The 15,668-nt window shown below is 54.1% G+C and carries 17 protein-coding genes and 2 pseudogenes; 6 read left to right on the forward strand and 13 right to left on the reverse strand.

Translation table 11 applies throughout. The annotated features are described in order from the left end of the window. Positions 1–47: 47 nt before the first annotated feature. From CXB77_RS02565 to ftsH, 3 genes are all read right to left on the reverse strand, one after another. A complete protein-coding gene (locus tag CXB77_RS02565; protein WP_105072675.1) occupies positions 48–407 on the reverse strand; it encodes a high-potential iron-sulfur protein in 360 nt (119 codons plus the stop codon). A gap of 132 nt (positions 408–539) precedes the next feature. After that, positions 540–1,091, reverse strand: a complete 552-nt coding sequence (locus CXB77_RS02570) for a C40 family peptidase (RefSeq protein ID WP_242445370.1) — start codon at positions 1,089–1,091, stop codon at positions 540–542. 7 nt (positions 1,092–1,098) lie between these two features. After that, positions 1,099–3,006 (reverse strand): ATP-dependent zinc metalloprotease FtsH, encoded by a 1,908-nt coding sequence (gene ftsH / locus CXB77_RS02575; RefSeq protein WP_105072676.1) that lies wholly within the window; start codon positions 3,004–3,006, stop codon positions 1,099–1,101. Positions 3,007–3,249: 243 nt separating this feature from the next. Between ftsH and nagZ the strand changes: the two genes are divergently transcribed. Genes nagZ through CXB77_RS02590 form a run of 3 tightly spaced genes read left to right on the forward strand, consistent with a single transcriptional unit; the run spans position 3,250 to position 5,138 of the window. Beyond that, complete coding sequence (gene nagZ / locus CXB77_RS02580) at positions 3,250–4,293, forward strand: beta-N-acetylhexosaminidase (protein ID WP_105072698.1); 1,044 nt, start codon at positions 3,250–3,252, stop codon at positions 4,291–4,293. Next, positions 4,293–4,844, forward strand: coding sequence for a hypoxanthine-guanine phosphoribosyltransferase (locus CXB77_RS02585; RefSeq protein WP_105072677.1), 552 nt, complete (start codon positions 4,293–4,295; stop codon positions 4,842–4,844). The genes nagZ and CXB77_RS02585 overlap by 1 nt, the downstream gene beginning before the upstream one ends. 21 nt (positions 4,845–4,865) lie before the next feature. Beyond that, on the forward strand, positions 4,866–5,138 hold the full coding sequence (locus CXB77_RS02590; protein WP_105072678.1) for a late competence development ComFB family protein: 273 nt from the start codon (positions 4,866–4,868) through the stop codon (positions 5,136–5,138). Between the two features lies 1 nt (position 5,139). Here the strand turns inward: CXB77_RS02590 and CXB77_RS02595 are convergent, their stop codons facing one another. Beyond that, positions 5,140–6,546 (reverse strand): HDOD domain-containing protein, encoded by a 1,407-nt coding sequence (locus tag CXB77_RS02595; RefSeq protein WP_105072679.1) that lies wholly within the window; start codon positions 6,544–6,546, stop codon positions 5,140–5,142. 160 nt (positions 6,547–6,706) lie between these two features. Between CXB77_RS02595 and motA the strand changes: the two genes are divergently transcribed. Next, positions 6,707–7,561, forward strand: a complete 855-nt coding sequence (gene motA, locus CXB77_RS02600) for a flagellar motor stator protein MotA (protein ID WP_105072680.1) — start codon at positions 6,707–6,709, stop codon at positions 7,559–7,561. Positions 7,562–7,576: 15 nt separating this feature from the next. Further along, a pseudogene (gene motB / locus CXB77_RS02605) lies at positions 7,577–8,533 on the forward strand (flagellar motor protein MotB). A 5-nt stretch (positions 8,534–8,538) separates the two neighbouring features. On the opposite strand, the gene CXB77_RS02610 reads toward motB, so the two are convergent. The 3 genes from CXB77_RS02610 to folB are packed head-to-tail and all read right to left on the reverse strand — an operon-like array spanning position 8,539 to position 10,773. Further along, entirely contained in the window at positions 8,539–9,975 is a 1,437-nt protein-coding gene (locus CXB77_RS02610) for a cryptochrome/photolyase family protein (protein ID WP_105072681.1), read from the reverse strand. An 8-nt stretch (positions 9,976–9,983) separates the two neighbouring features. Next, the gene (locus CXB77_RS02615; protein WP_242445371.1) at positions 9,984–10,367 is read right to left on the reverse strand and encodes a DUF2782 domain-containing protein; all 384 of its coding nucleotides are present in this window, start codon (positions 10,365–10,367) and stop codon (positions 9,984–9,986) included. A gap of 46 nt (positions 10,368–10,413) precedes the next feature. Beyond that, positions 10,414–10,773 carry a dihydroneopterin aldolase gene (gene folB, locus CXB77_RS02620; protein WP_105072682.1) on the reverse strand — a complete coding sequence of 120 codons (360 nt, stop codon included), beginning with the start codon at positions 10,771–10,773 and terminating at the stop codon, positions 10,414–10,416. A gap of 90 nt (positions 10,774–10,863) precedes the next feature. Here folB and plsY point away from each other — a divergent pair, with 90 nt between their 5' ends. Continuing rightward, entirely contained in the window at positions 10,864–11,472 is a 609-nt protein-coding gene (gene plsY / locus CXB77_RS02625; RefSeq protein WP_105072700.1) for a glycerol-3-phosphate 1-O-acyltransferase PlsY, read from the forward strand. Positions 11,473–11,483: 11 nt separating this feature from the next. Here plsY and CXB77_RS02630 read toward each other — a convergent pair whose 3' ends face one another. The 6 genes and pseudogenes from CXB77_RS02630 to CXB77_RS02640 all read right to left on the reverse strand — a co-directional run bounded on the left by CXB77_RS02630 (position 11,484) and on the right by CXB77_RS02640 (position 15,548). Next, positions 11,484–12,569, reverse strand: coding sequence for a TRAP transporter substrate-binding protein (locus CXB77_RS02630; protein WP_105072683.1), 1,086 nt, complete (start codon positions 12,567–12,569; stop codon positions 11,484–11,486). Between the two features lie 70 nt (positions 12,570–12,639). Beyond that, positions 12,640–13,323 (reverse strand): hypothetical protein, encoded by a 684-nt coding sequence (locus tag CXB77_RS20895; RefSeq protein ID WP_242445372.1) that lies wholly within the window; start codon positions 13,321–13,323, stop codon positions 12,640–12,642. Between the two features lie 40 nt (positions 13,324–13,363). Continuing rightward, positions 13,364–13,558, reverse strand: a complete 195-nt coding sequence (locus CXB77_RS20900; RefSeq protein WP_242445373.1) for a hypothetical protein — start codon at positions 13,556–13,558, stop codon at positions 13,364–13,366. After that, a pseudogene (locus CXB77_RS20905) lies at positions 13,542–14,411 on the reverse strand (hypothetical protein). Before CXB77_RS20905 ends, CXB77_RS20900 begins: the two are co-directional and overlap by 17 nt. Then, positions 14,408–14,878, reverse strand: coding sequence for an Orn/Lys/Arg decarboxylase N-terminal domain-containing protein (locus CXB77_RS20910; RefSeq protein WP_242445374.1), 471 nt, complete (start codon positions 14,876–14,878; stop codon positions 14,408–14,410). The pseudogene CXB77_RS20905 and the gene CXB77_RS20910 overlap by 4 nt, the downstream one beginning before the upstream one ends. Before the next feature lie 139 nt (positions 14,879–15,017). Continuing rightward, a complete protein-coding gene (locus tag CXB77_RS02640) occupies positions 15,018–15,548 on the reverse strand; it encodes a saccharopine dehydrogenase family protein (RefSeq protein WP_242445375.1) in 531 nt (176 codons plus the stop codon). Between the last annotated feature and the right edge of the window lie 120 nt (positions 15,549–15,668).

The following is a 15,668-nucleotide window of genomic DNA, read 5'->3' on the forward strand; positions in this document are numbered from 1 at the left end:
CCAATGGCCCCGTTTTGAATGCGCTTCGCGGAGCGTGTTGGCTCAGATTAGCCGGCTTTCAGAGTCCAAGAGGAGCACCAGCCGTTAATGCTGATCAACTTGCCGGGGAATAACGAGCAGCCTTTCCATTCCGCATCGCCTTGATCAGGCAGCATGAACATGCAAGTTGCGCAATGCTGTTCGCTGGTTGGTGCACCTGGACGAGCGGCACTGTCACGAATCGATTTGGTGGCGTCTTGGCTGTACTTCAATGCCTGTGCGGTCGGATCGTCTGGTGTTACTGCGTTGGCAGGAGCGGCGTGCGCAGTGCTAAAACCGACCAAGTTAATCATGGGGATCGCTACAGCAGTACCCAAAATCACTTTGACGGCATCGCGACGGCTCTGACTGATTGGCTTATCGGACATTGATGTCACTCCTAAAAAATATCAAAACGTTTATGTGGCTTTAATACTCCCGACTACTGCCGGAAGGCGTCGAACATTGTGCTACAGGACATCGGAAAATACGAGTGTTTACCAACCATTCCTGCGCCAGCTTTAATTGAGATAGGTTCCGGCGCCGAGATAACGCGCCGTCCAATAAGGTGTTTTTAATCGATCAATTTTCACTTGCTGGCGCGAGGTTGAAGCGTGCACAAAGCGATCTTGATCAACCATTAATCCGACGTGATACACCCCGGGTTTAGTTTCAAAAAACACCATATCACCGGGGCGTGGATTGGCTTTAACCGGTTGGGCAGCGCGTTGTTGTTCCCGTGCCATGCGCGGAATAGAAACGCCAGCCGCTTGATAGGCGTACAGCGTCAAGCCGCTACAGTCAAAACCAGTCGTTGGGCTTTTGCCGCCGTAAACATAAGGCGTTCCGATCTGCGCCAGCCCAACTCGCACCACTTCCGCTCGGCGTTTACCTGAACCGGAATCGACGCTTTTGGTAGCGCAGCCGCTAACTACCGCGAGCGTCAGAATTAAAAAACAGTGTATTGCTCCACGTATCATGTTGATGGTCATCGTTTTGAAAAATAAGGTGGCAAAACAATAGCGGCATTGCCAGATCGTTGGCGATCCCTCAATGCCGCTTGTTTGTTCCAACTAAAGATCAAACGCCATCCGCAACCACTGGCGGCGACGGCTGAACACCCTGACTGCGTAACACTTCACCTGTTTTTGACGGTGGACGTCCAGAATCATCATCTGGTTCGCGCATCGGACGCCCTTCCATAATGTCGTCAATTTGATCGCGGGCAATGGTTTCAAACCGCAGCAGCGCCTCCGCCATGAGGTGCAGCTTGTCCAGATGTTTTTCCAAAATCTGCTGCGCCCGTTGATAGTTGCGGTCGATGATGATCCGCACTTCTTGATCAATCGTCAGCGCCGTTTCTGGCGACACGTGCCGATGCTGCGTCACTGAGCGCCCTAAAAACACCTCGCCTTCATCCTCGGCATACGCGAGCGGTCCCAGCCCATCCGACAACCCGAAGCGCGTCACCATGTTGCGGGCGATCAACGTTGCCCGTTCGATGTCGTTGGAGGCGCCAGTCGTCACCTGCTCGGCTCCGAAAATGATCTCTTCTGCCAACCGCCCGCCGAACAGACTGGAAATCTGACTTTCGAGCTGGCGCTTGCTCATGCTGTAGCGATCCCGCTCCGGCAAAAACAGCGTCACGCCCAGCGCCCGTCCGCGTGGAATGATGCTCACTTTGTGCACTGGATCGTGTTCTGGCACACAGCGCCCAACAATCACATGCCCAGCTTCGTGATACGCGGTGAGTTTTTTCTCGGCATCCGACATCACCAGACTGCGCCGCTCTGCGCCCATCATGATTTTGTCTTTTGCCTTTTCAAACATCGCCATTCCAACCTCGCTATGACCTGAACGCGCCGCAAACAACGCTGCTTCATTGACCAAATTGGCTAAATCTGCGCCAGAAAACCCCGGCGTCCCCCGCGCCAGCGTTCGCGCATCGACATCGTTAGCGAGCGGAACTTTGCGCATGTGCACTTCCAGAATCGCTGCTCGTCCCGCCAAATCCGGCAGCCCGACGACGACTTGCCGATCAAAACGCCCGGGGCGCAGCAGTGCCGGATCAAGCACATCAGCGCGGTTGGTCGCTGCAATCACAATCACGCCCTCGCTGCCGGTAAAACCGTCCATTTCCACCAGCAACTGATTCAACGTCTGCTCGCGTTCATCGTGACCGCCGCCGAGACCCGCGCCGCGTTTGCGTCCCACCGCGTCGATTTCGTCGATGAAAATAATGCACGGCGCACTTTTTTTCGCCTGTTCAAATAGATCGCGCACTCGTGACGCGCCGACGCCGACAAACATTTCCACGAAATCCGAGCCGGAAATACTGAAAAACGGCACCTTCGCCTCGCCCGCAATCGCTCGCGCCAGCAGCGTTTTACCCGTTCCGGGCGGACCGACCATCAGCACACCACGCGGAATACGTCCGCCGAGATTGGTGAACTTTTGCGGATTACGCAGAAAATCCACCAGTTCGCCGACTTCCTCTTTAGCCTCATCGACGCCAGCAACATCGCGCAACGTGACCTTCACGTCGCCTTCGGCATGTTGGCGGGCGCGGCTTTTGCCAAAATTAAATAGTCCGCCCGCGCCGCCGCCCGCACTGCGTCGCATCAGCCAAATCCACACGCCAGCCAGCAAAACAAACGGCAGCCACGCAGCGACCAATTGCATTAACACGCTCGGCGTGACTGGCGGCTCGGCGCGAATGGTGACACCGCGTTTGAGCAAATCGCTCACCAGACCGGGATCGCCCGGATCGTAGGTTTCAAAGCGCGAGCCGTCAGTGCGCACACCCTGCACGGTTTGATCTTGAATTGTCACTTCTTGAATTGCGCCGCCGCTGATTTCTTGTAAAAACTGGCTGTAACTCATGGGGCGAGTTTCAATTTTATCTTTGAAAATCAAATTACTGAGCGTCATCAATAGCCACAGAGTGACGCCTGTCCACAGCAAAATATGCACAATCTTGGCATTCATAAAACGACATTACCTCGTGAATCGTGACGTGATGCGCCGTGCCCGATGCCGGTGCGCTGCGACCTAAATCAGGTCGAAGAGATGAAAAAACCAATCGCCACCGCGCAGCAGCGGAGCGCGACGTTGAGTTTACCGGAGATTGGCGCAGCGGCGGCGTCGATTGGTGTGGTGCAAAAGCGAAAAGCGCCGCGCTTTTTCTACTATCCTTGCCATTGTTTTAAACCTGATGCAGTGCAAAGCCACATGTTGCTTGGTCCGATCATGCTTGATTGTGCGGGAACGGCACTCACTGCCGAAGACCGCGACCTATTGCGTCATCCGGCTGTCGGGGGCGTGATTTTATTTGCGCGTAATTACACCGATCCGGCGCAACTTGCCGCGCTCACCGCCGAGATTACTGCGCTGCGTGATCCGCCATTATTGATTGCGGTCGATCAAGAAGGAGGACGGGTGCAACGGTTTCGAGATGGTTTTACGCGCCTGCCGGCGGTGGGACAATTTGGCGCGATGTACGCCGCTGATCCGACAATCGCTGGTCAAATCTGTGAAGCAGCAGGCTGGCTGATGGCAACGGAATTGCGGGCGCTGGGCGTCGATTTCAGTTTTGCGCCGGTGCTGGATTTGAATCGCGGCATTAGCCAAGTCATTGGCGATCGTGGTTTTTCCGCACATCCGGCGGCAGTGACGGCGCTGGCGCTGGCATGGCAGCGCGGAGTGCAACGAGCAGGAATGATCGCAGTCGGCAAACATTTTCCCGGTCACGGCGGAGTCGCCGCAGATTCACACACCGAGCTGCCGACCGATTCGCGTTCGCTGGCAGCCATTGAGCAAGATGATCTCGAACCATTCCGTCAATTAATCGCGAACGGATTGGCGGCAATCATGCCCGCGCATGTGATTTATTCACAGATTGACGCGCAACCGGCTGGCTTTTCCATAATTTGGTTGCAGCGCATTTTGCGCGAACGTTTAGGTTTTCAAGGTGTTATCTTTAGCGATGATTTGAATATGGCAGCAGCAGCGGCGGGTGGCGATCATGTGGAGCGAGCGCAGGCGGCGTTACTGGCGGGTTGCGACATGCTATTGATTTGCAACAATCGTCCGGCGGCGATCAGGATTGTTGACGCGCTGGCGGTAACGTCTGCACCGCTGACCTCGCAGCGTTTATCCGCATTGCGCGGCGCACCGGCAGCGATGAACTGGGCACAATTGCCCGAAAATTCGGATTGGCAACGTGCGCGGCAATGGCTGGCGCAGCTTGATTCCACGCATTTGGAGACTTGTTAATGAAACTCACTGCAACGCAATACGACGCCGTCGCTGCTCGCGCCGAGTGTTTGGTGACTGCGGCGGAAATGGACGCCGCACTTGACAGCATGGCTGCCGCATTAACCGCGCAACTGGCGGATAAAGACCCGCTGGTGCTGTGCGTGATGACCGGCGCAGTGATTGCTGCTGGGCTGTTATTGCCGCGCCTCAACTTCCAACTGCGTGTCGATTATCTTCACGCCAGCCGTTATCAGGGCGCGACTCGCGGCGGCGAATTGGCGTGGCGGCATCGCCCATCGGCAGCAATTCGTGGCGAACACATTTTGATTTTGGATGACATTCTCGACGAGGGCATCACGCTGGCGCAGGTGATTCGCGCCTGTCACGAGGACGGCGCAGCAAGCGTGTTATCGGCAGTGCTGGTGGAAAAACAGCGCCCGCATCAATGTCAGGCGGACGTGGTAGGCGTGGTGGTTGCAGATCGTTATTTATACGGCTATGGGCTTGATTATAAAAATTATTTCCGCAATGCGCCGGGCATCTTTGCGGTCGCCGACGCTGACATCTAACCGCAGACTGGTGAGCTTCTCATGCTATCGAGTATCAGCAATTATTATGAGCGTCTGGTTTTAGAACGCCTCTACGATGTGTTCAAATCTGAGCACACACCGCTTGAGGACGACTACATGGATGATCTTGCCTGCGTCGCGTTGAATTATTTGCCAGCGCGTTATGTGCGCCACTGCGTTGATTTTGCATCGCATTTAAGCGATTCCGAACTGGACGATCTTCATATCGAGGTTGCAGATGCCGTCAGTTTTGCGATGGCAACAACGCAGCGCCGTACTGCCGAGCGTGAGTGATTTAATCGCGCCGCGCCAGACACGCGCCCGCTTCATTCACCAGTTGTTTGAACGTATTGAAACTGCGGGCGTCAAGTTGACAGCTTTCACTGCGTCGATCGGCATAAACCACACCAATCACTTGCGTTTTCACCCATAGCGACGCCATGAAAAAATGTTTGACGCCAATCAATTCTAAAACCGCTGGCGGAATGCGCGGCAATAATTCCGCTGCGTTATTGTCGTTAATCCACAGCGCAGCAGACACAGCAAGCAATTCTTGAATGACGCTGTCATCATCAATCGTTAATCGAAAACGATTAAATAATGGCTCAAAATCAGTGCCCGCCAGAAATTCTGCCGACAACATTTGTAAACGCGGGTGATAGCGGGCAAACACCACCCGATTTAATCCCACGCCGCGATGCAGAGTGCGCACCAATTGAATTAACACGTCGTCGCGGTCGGGCGGTACTTCCGCAGTAAATACTGCGCGACACTGCGCCACTTCATCCGCTCGCGGAGCCAGACAAAAACCCACTGACCATGGTGTGCTGATGTTCGTAATGCCATCCATCGGCAACAATTTCAGTGGTTTAACGCCATAATCGCCCACGTTGCGATTGAATCCGATCAGCAAACCGTTAATGCGGCGTATCAGCGGCTGGAGTTCCAGTGCCAGCAAATCTGCCGTCAAACGCAGATCATTCATCAGCGTCGGACGCTGCCAACTCGAAAACGCATGACGGGCAATTTGCGTCGCCAGCATCACGCACAGTGCGCGGGGATATTGCGCATTTCGTGCTCGCATTGCCTCGCGCACCATTTCTGGCAATTTCCACTGCTGCGCCAGCACATAACCCAATTCTTCCAAACTTTCGCCGAGCGATAGATATTCTGCTTCGTGTGGCAGCAGATGACTGATTTCCACCAAATCGAGATAGCGATTGATGCGCGGATCGCCGTGCGCCAGCAAAAACAATTCGCCGAGATGATTGAGCAACGCCGCCAAACTCACTTCGGCTGGAAACCGGTCGTGATCAACTTCCGCCCAATCCTGCGCCAGCAATGCCGCAAGTACCGCTCGTCCAGCACTGCGCTGATAAGACGCCAGCCGCTCATCAGTCAGAACCGCATCGGCGACATTCGCTTCGGCTTCCAAACGCATGAGGGTTTGTGTGCCGAGCATGTGCCCAGCATCTTCCAATAACGCAACTTCCGCGCTGAAGTGACGATGCGGCACGGCGTTGGCGCGTTGCAACACGCGCAGCGCCAGTGCCGGATCGCCCATGATAAACATCGCAATTTTCCGCAGCGGAGCCAGCTCGTCGGCGAGTAAAGCAGCACATTCACGGCGCGTTCGTGCTAACACCGGAAGCTCCTCTGGTGTCGCGTTGCTTGTCACTGCCGTCAGCCAGTTTGAATGCACGGTAAAATCTCCAGTTATCAGTCGTCGATGGGCAACTACACTTGCATCAGATTTGTGATTCGTGTCACAGCAATAATCTGATGCGCTATTATTGGTTGCGGATAACCCGCCTCACAAGCGGGTTGATACTGCAACTCAACGCCTCTGAGGACTCGACAGCGTGAATCTGATCCTAGGCTCCATTATCGTCTTCGCCTCGGTGCTCGGTGGCTTTGCTGCCGGTGGTGGTCATATCGCAGCACTGTGGCAACCTTTTGAATTGGTCATTATTTTAGGCGCTGCGCTCGGCGGTTTTATCATTGCCAATCCGATGAGCGTGGTGATGGCATCGCTCAAATCAATTCCCGGCTTATTCACTGGAGCAAAATACAAAAAAGCAGATTATCTCGACGCACTCGGCTTCATGTACGACCTATTTACCAAAGCGCGTAAAGAAGGATTGATGGGCATTGAAGGCGATGTGGAAGAGCCAGCGAATAGCGCCCTATTCCAGAAATATCCTCGGCTATTAAAAGATCATCATGCGACTGAATTTATTTCGGATTACATGCGCTTAGTGGTTAGCGGCAATATGAATCCGTTTGAACTTGATAATTTGATGGATATTGAAATCAACAATCATCATCACGAAGCAGAAGCAGGTGCTCACGCGGTGCAACGGGTTGGTGACGGTTTACCCGCTTTCGGTATTGTCGCAGCCGTGCTCGGTATCGTGCACACGATGGCAGCACTCGGTGGACCAATGAGCGAACTCGGCACACTCGTTGCCGCTGCGCTGGTCGGCACTCTCAGCGGTATTTTGATTGCCTACGGTTTTGTCAGTCCGATTTCGACCGTGATGGAACGCTACGCTGCCGAGGAAACGCGCTATTTATCCTGTTTGAAAGCGTGCATCCTCGCCAACGTGCAGGGTTATAGCCCGCAAGTTGCCGTTGAATTTGGACGTAAAACGATGAGTTCAGGGTTCCGCCCCAGTTTTTCCGAACTCGAAAAACATCTGCGCGGCGGCGCTTAATCAGGATCATTCAGCATGGCCATCGACAACAGCAAACAACCGATCATCATCAAAAAAATCTTCAAGGCGGAGGTCATCACGGCGGCGCGTGGAAGATTGCCTTTGCGGATTTTGCCACTGCGATGATGGCGTTTTTCATGCTGCTGTGGATCATGGCATCAACGACAAAAGAGCAGAAAGCCGCGATTTCGACGTATTTCAAAAATCCCTCCGCATTTGAAGGTGCCAGCACTGCGCCTTCGCAAGCGCAGGGCGAAGGGTCTGGATCGAGTCCATCGCTGATTTCGTTTGATGGCGCAGTGGATATGGCACCGGAAGCGCCTTCATCAGTGCTCGATGCGCAACAGGCGGAAGAAGCGGCGCAGGCACTGGATCAAGCGCGTTTGGAAGCATTAAAAGAGCAAATTGAAGAAGCAGTGGATAAAAGCGACATCATTGCGCCGTATAAAGAACAACTGTTAATTGACATCGTTTCCGAAGGGCTGCGCATTCAAATTGTCGATAAAGAAAACCGCCCGATGTTTGATTCCGGCAGTGCGCAATTGAAAAGTTATACTGATGCGATTCTAAAAGAATTGTCGAAGATGATTAACCAAGTGCCCAATCGGATTAGTTTGACCGGTCACACCGATTCAAAAATTCTGGCGCGGCGCGGGTTTAGCAATTGGGAATTGTCTGCGATCGGGCGAATGCAGCGCGGCGTACTCTGGTTGCTGGGGAATGCTTGAAGATAAAATTGGGCGAGTGGTTGGTTTTGCTGACACCATTCCCTTTGATAAAAACGCGCCTGATAATCCGATCAATCGGCGAATTAGTATCATCGTTTTGAATAAAAAAGCCGATGAAACAATTCATGAAGAAGATAAAGGCGCTCCGCCAGCACCTGCTGCTGCCCCGCAATTCCCGCCCCACCCGCACATTAGAATTTTCGCTGTTGCCGACGGTGATGCCATCACCGTCGCGCTGGTTTGAAACCGTCATTTCGGCGTGATTTTGATCCGTTCCCATGCTGCCAACGCCTGTTGCCGCGACGCAGCCAAATCGACAATTGGCGCAGGATAATCGCTGCCGAGCCGAATCCCCGCTGCCGTGAGTATTGACGCTGGCGCAGTCCACGGTTGATGCAGATAAGCCTTGGGTAAACGCGCCAGCTCTGGACACCAACGGCGAATGTAATTGCCATCAGGATCAAATCGCTGCCCCTGCAACACCGGATTGAACACGCGAAAATAGGGCGCAGCATCCGCGCCACAGCCCGCCGTCCACTGCCAACCCGCTGTATTACAAGCTAAATCTGCATCAACCAACGTATCCCAAAACCATTGCGCCCCGGCTTGCCACGGCAGCAGCAGATTTTTAGTCAACAGCGACGCGACGATCATGCGCACTCGGTTGTGCATCCAGCCGGTGTGCCAGAGTTCGCGCATTCCGGCGTCCACCAACGGAATTCCGGTGTGTCCGCGCTGCCACGCAGCGAGCAATTCGGCTGCGCGGTCACTGCGCCACGGAAACGCGGCAAACCGTGTGTCCAATGGTTCGGTCGTGGTGTGCGGAAAGTGATACAGCAGGTGATAACCAAACTCGCGCCAGCCCAGTTCGCGCATCCACGGGTCAGTCAGTGGATCAACGCTGCGCTCGCGGAGCATTGCCAGCAGGCGACGTGGACTGATTTCGCCGAAATGCAGCGGCGCAGATAACCGCGAAGTGCCGGAAATTGCAGGAAAATCCCTCTGAACGCCGTAATCGTTTAACTGCGTATTGAGAAAGGCGGTGGCCTGTTGCAGCGCACTGATTTCGCCCGGCGTCCACGTTTCGCGCAAACCTTGATCCCACGCGATACGCGGCAGCAATTCGAGATCAGCGACGCTGAGGCTGGTTGGTAAATTGTGCAGTGGCGGAAGCGCAGCTGGCGCAGGTTGCGGCTGCAACTGCTGCAACTGTTTGACGCAAGCTCGCCAAAACGCAGTAAACACGCGATATGGCTGACCGCTGCCGTTGCGAATTTCCCAGGGTTCAAATAACAACGCGGCGTTATGGCTGGCGCAGTGCAGACCGTCATCGCGCAGCGCCTGTTTGATCTGCGTATCGCGCTCGCAAGTCACTGGATCATAAAGACGATTCCAGCGCACTTGCGTTGCGCCAGTCAGTGCGGCGATGCGGCGCAGTTCGCCCAAACTGTCGCCCCGCGCAATCCACAACTGGCTGCCGCGCTGGTGCAGGGCTTGATCCAGCGCCAGCAAACTGCCGTGTAACCACCAGCGACTTGCTGCGCCAGCCATCCATGGCATTTCTTCATTCGGCGCGTGAATGTAAACCGGAATTACTCGCGCTCCATCCGCCAGCGCCGCGAGCAGCGCCGGATTGTCATCAAGCCGCAGATCGCGGCGAAACCAAAGAATTGTGGTGTTGGACATGATGCAGCTCAATTCCAGTGGAACAGTTCCCACTGTGGCACGGCGGTATTGTGCGCAGAGCGTTCATGGGCATCGATCATGCCGTCGCCATTCAAATCGTAAAAATAATACGCCGGACCAATTTGCGGCTGCACCCGCACCATGTACAGCGCCCCGCGTACCCGATATTCGTACACCACATCGCTGCCAGATTCGGTGATGGTGATTTCTGGCTCCACCGCATCACCGGTCACTGCCGAGGGTTCAACGGTTGGCGCTTGCAAAAATCCACCGCTGGCGCTGGTTGCTGCGGGCGCATCATCCGGTGCTGGCGCGTCGTTTTGCGCGATGACGGTCGCGGCAGTAAGTGAGAGGAATAATCCCAAAAGTATTCGATTGCGCAAGTAAATCACCGTGATGTCATGGAAATGAAGACCTGCATGATAACGAGTTCATCGTTTACGGGATGCGCTCGCCGCGTTCGATGATGACGCCAACTGCCACGCCAGCGCCCACGGCGTCCGGTTTATTGAGTGTCAGCCGCAGCCACGGAATGGCGAATTCTTCGCGCAAACAGGTCGCGCAGTGTTCGGCCAGCGTTTCGACCAATTCAAAACGGTTATCAGCGACGAGCTGCATCAGGCGCTCGGTGACGGCGGCATAATCGAGCGCGTCGCTAATCTGATCGGTTGCGGCAGCGCGGCGAATATCACAGCCCAATTCCAGATCCAAGAGCAACGGACGACGCTGCTGCTTCTCCCAGTCGTGAATGCCAATGATCGCGTCAATCCGCAAACCTCGAATAAAAACAATATCCATCGCGTTTAATTCCTGACATCGTTTGGGCAATTAATAGCGGTTTATCGTAATCTTGTGCGCCATTTCTGTTCACTCAAATTCACGATCATCATGCTGATTTCTCTTGTGCTTATTATCGCTGCTTATCTGCTCGGTTCTGTATCGAGCGCCATTCTCGTGTGCCGAATCATGGGTTTACCCGATCCGCGCACTCAGGGTTCCAACAATCCCGGCGCAACCAATGTGCTGCGCATCGGCGGTAAAAAACCCGCTGCCATCACGCTCGTCGGTGACAGTCTTAAAGGCTTGATTCCGATGGTTATTGGTCATCTACTGGGCGCAGAACCGCTGGCGCTGGCGGGAATCGGGCTGGCAGCATTTCTCGGTCATTTATATCCGATCTTTTTTGGATTTCAGGGCGGCAAAGGCGTGGCCACTGCGCTGGGCGTGCAATTTGGATTGTATTGGCCGATTGGTTTGGCAGTCGCAGCGATCTGGCTGTTTGTCGCCAAGATTTTGAAGATTTCGTCGTTATCAGGACTGATTTCGATGGCGCTGGCGCCGGTGCTGGTGTGGCTGCTGTGGCCACACCCGGATTCGGTGCGGATATTGGCGGGAATGCAGTTGATTATCAGCGGCTTATTGATTTGGCGACATCGCAGCAACATCCGCAATTTGCTGGCAGGCACGGAAGGGCGCTTGACGAAAACGCCCGACTAACCCGCTCGCAGTTATTTGTGCCGCTGCACTGCCTGCATGAAATTCGCCATTGAAGATTCCGCCACAGTCCACCACGCATCGGAGCGTTTTTGGAACTCGCGCATAGAATCATAAAGCGTCTTAAACGTCGGATTTTGCGCAGATTCTTCGGCGTAAATCTGCTGCGCAATCGCATAGGCTTTGAGCAACACGTCATCGGGGAAACGGCGCAACTCCGCGCCGTTTTGCAACAAACGCTGCAACGCTGGCGGATTCTTCGCGTCATACGCCGCCAACATTTGCAGATGCGCTTCCTGCGCAGCGGCGGTGAACGCTGCCTGATACGCCGGAGGCAACGCTGCCCACTGCGCCTGATTCACATAAAACACCAGATGTGTGCCCGGCTCCCACCAGCCGGGCGCGTAGTAATACTTCGCAACCTTTTGAAAACCCAACTTTTCATCGTCATACGGCACTGTCCATTCGGCAGCGTCAATCGCACCGCGCTCCAGCGCCGGATAGATTTCACCGCCCGGCAGCGACTGCGGCACTGCGCCCATCTGCGAGAAAATTTCTGCACCAAATCCGGGAATACGAATTTTTAGCCCGTCGAGATCGGCGAGTGATTTGATTTCCTTGCGAAACCAACCGCCCATTTGTGCGCCAGTGCTGCCGCCGGGGAAATGTACGATGTTGTAAGCAGCGAACATCTCGCGCAGCAGCTCCATGCCACCAGCGCCATAAACCCAGCCGGTCATTTGGCGCGTGTTGAGTCCGAACGGCCAGGTGCTTTCCAGCGCCAACGCCTTGTTTTTACCGTAATAATAATAAGATGCAGTGTGACCGCATTCGACGGTGTTCTGTTGCACTGCGTCGAGCACACCAAATGCCGGAACCAGTTCACCGCCAGCAAACACGCGGATTTCAAACTGTCCATCCGTCAGTTCAGCGACCCGTTTGGCGAGCATTTCCGCACCGCCATAAATGGTGTCGAGGCTTTTGGGAAAGCTCGACGCCAGCCGCCATTTCACCGTTGTTGTTTCTGCCTGCGCTGGCAATGCCACTCCCGCAGCAAGTGCGCCAATTCCCGCCGATTTCAAAAAATCACGTCGCTGCATATCACCACCTTTAACGATTGATTTAATGGTGAGTTGTCAGCAGAAAAGCGGTTACTGACAACTCAATTTCCTATACAGGTTTTACACAATCAACGAAATAGCCAATTTCGCCATCGACACTCTTTTTAACCAGACCGTGAATGTCGGTTTCAAAACCCGGGAATCGGGTATTGAATTCACGCGCAAACTGCAAATAACGCACGATGGTGCTATTGAAACGCTCGCCCGGAATTAACAACGGAATGCCGGGCGGATAAGGCGTGAGCAATACGCTGGTAATGCGGCCTTCAAGATCATCAATTCTGACGCGGTCGATTTCGCGGTGCGCAGTCTTGGCAAATGCAACTGCGGGTTTCATTGCTGGAACGAAATCAGAAAGATACATTTCGGTGGTTAAACGGGCGACATCGTTCGCTTTATAAATCCCGTGAATCTGATCACAGAGATCACGCAGCCCGATTTTTTCATAACAAGGATGCGCCTGAATAAACTCAGGCAGCACTCGCCACAGCGGTTGATTGCGGTCGTAGTCATCTTTGAATTGTTGTAATTCAGTCACCATCGTATTCCAGCGCCCTTTGGTAATACCGATGGTGAACATAATGAAAAACGAATACAGCCCAGTCTTTTCAACAACAACGCCGTGTTCGGCGAGATATTTAGTGACAATGGCTGCGGGAATTCCTGAATTGGCGATTTCACCATCTACATTTAATCCCGGAGTAATGATGGTGGCTTTAATTGGGTCAAGCATATTGAAATCGGTCGCCAGATCGCCGAAACCGTGCCAGCGATCATCGCTTTAATACCCAATCGTTGCGGTCGCCGATGCCTTCCTCGCGAGATAATCCGGCCCCCAGACTTAAACCACCAATCCGCGCCAAATTCCGCGTCAACCTTGCGCATGGCGCGGCGAAAATCCAAGGCTTCCATAATTGATTCATGCACCAACGCAGCCGCCCGGCGGTTCCATCATGGCGCGGCGACATCGCAGGACGCGATAATGGCGTACTGCGGACTGGTCGAAGAGTGCATCAAATAGGCTTCGTTAAATGTGCCAATCCAAAGTGCGCGTGTCGGATTCCTGAACCAGAATCTGCGAGGCTGCGATAAACCCGCCAGCAATTTGTGCGTGGATTGCGTGCGAACACCATCGAATCACGGCAGCGCGAGCGATCTTTGTCGATGGCGTGCATTCCGAGATAGAAATCGTGAAATGTGGCGTGGGGCAACCAGGCTTCATCAAATAGCAGCGTATCAATCTGACCATCTAACAGATTTGATGGTGTCCACGTTGTAGAGCACGCCGTCATAAGTGCTTTGCGTGATCGTCAAAATGCGCGGTTTAGATGGAATTCCTTTGGTAAACGGATTGGCTTCGATCTTTCGTTGAATGTTTTCTGGACGGAATTCATCCAGCGGAATCGGTCCAATAATTCCGTAATGATTGCGCGTCGGCATCAGAAAAACGGGAATCGCGCCAGTCATAATGATGGCGTGAAGAATCGACTTGTGGCAGTTGCGATCTACAACCACGATGTCATCCGGGGCGACGGTCGAATGCCAGACGATTTTGTTTGAGGTGGACGTGCCGTTGGTGACAAAAAACAGATGATCGCAGTTGAAAATACGCGCTGCGTTACGTTCCGAAGCTGCAACTGGTCCCGAATGATCAAGCAGTTGTCCCAGTTCATCAACGGCGTTGCAGACATCCGCTCGCAGCATGTTTTCGCCAAAGAACTGGTGAAACATTTGCCCGACCGGACTTTTGAGAAAGGCGACGCCGCCGGAATGTCCCGGACAGTGCCAAGAATAGGAACTGTCTGCTGCGTAGTGGGTCAGCGCCCGGAAAAAGGTGGCGCCAAACTGTCGAGATAAACCCGCGCTTCACGCACGACGTAGCGAGCAATGAACTCCGGCGTGTCCTCGAACATGTGAATAAAACCATGGAGTTCCTTCAGCACGTCATTGGGAATGTGGCGCGAGGTGCGGGTTTCGCCGTAAAGAAAAATCGGAATGTCTTCGTTGCGGACGCGAACTTCTTTGACGAATTCACGCAGTCTTGAGATCACCTCTTGAACTTCTTCCGGCAAACCCGTGCCGAATTCCTCATCGTCAATCGAGAGAATGAAGCATGAGGCGCGACTTTGCTGCTGGGCGAAGGAGGCGAGATCGCCGTAACTGGTGACGCCGAGCACCTCCAGCCCTTCGTTTTCGAGCGCCTTGGCGAGGGCGCGAATGCCAAAACCGCTCGCGTTCTCAGAGCGGAAATCTTCATCAATGATGATGACTGGAAAGCGGAAACGCATCGCGTACTCCTCGATAACAAATCGCTGGGCGCTTGACTGGGACGTGATTGGGTTAAGCGCGGAAGTTGAAAAAATGGCTGGCGCAGCGGGCGCTGGAATGCGGCTCTGCCTGCGGGTAAACGCAGGCAGCAATCAAACATCAACGCGGTTTTGGCGCAACAGCAATCATCGGATTCGCCGCCGAAACTGTGACGGTCGCCGTCGATTCGGACAATTCCTGCGCTAAATCGCGCACCGTGCCATCGAAAGTTGCAGCACTGCAGGGTTCGATTTCTTTGATTTCGGTCGGCAGCCCAATGCGGTCGAGAATCGCAATAAACGGTTCTGGATCAAGCTCTTCAACATTCACCATCGTCTTGGCATCCCAAGTGCCATCAGCGACCAACATCGCCGCAGCGACTGGCGGCACACCGGCGGTATAGCTGATGCCCTGCGATTCCACTTCTTCATAACAGGCGTGGTGGTCGGACACTTGATAAATGAAGACCTCACGGCGCTGCCCGTCTTTCCAACCTTTGACGACATTGCCGATGCAGGTGTTGCCGATGTAGCCGGGCGCCAGCGTCATCGGATCAGGCAGCAGCGCCTTCACCACTTTGAGCGGCACTACTTCCTGTCCGGTGGTCAATGTGACCGGCAGATGTGACAGGAAACCGAGGGTGCGCAACACTGTGAAAAATTGATGTAATGGTCGCCAAAACCCATCCAAAAACGAATGCTGTCAGCGTCGATATTCTTCGATAACGAATGCAATTCATCGTGTCCGTTCAGATACACCGGGCATGAACCA

The sequence above is a fragment of the Chromatium okenii genome, assembly GCF_002958735.1.
In the GTDB taxonomy this organism is placed as follows: Bacteria; Pseudomonadota; Gammaproteobacteria; order Chromatiales; family Chromatiaceae; genus Chromatium; species Chromatium okenii_A.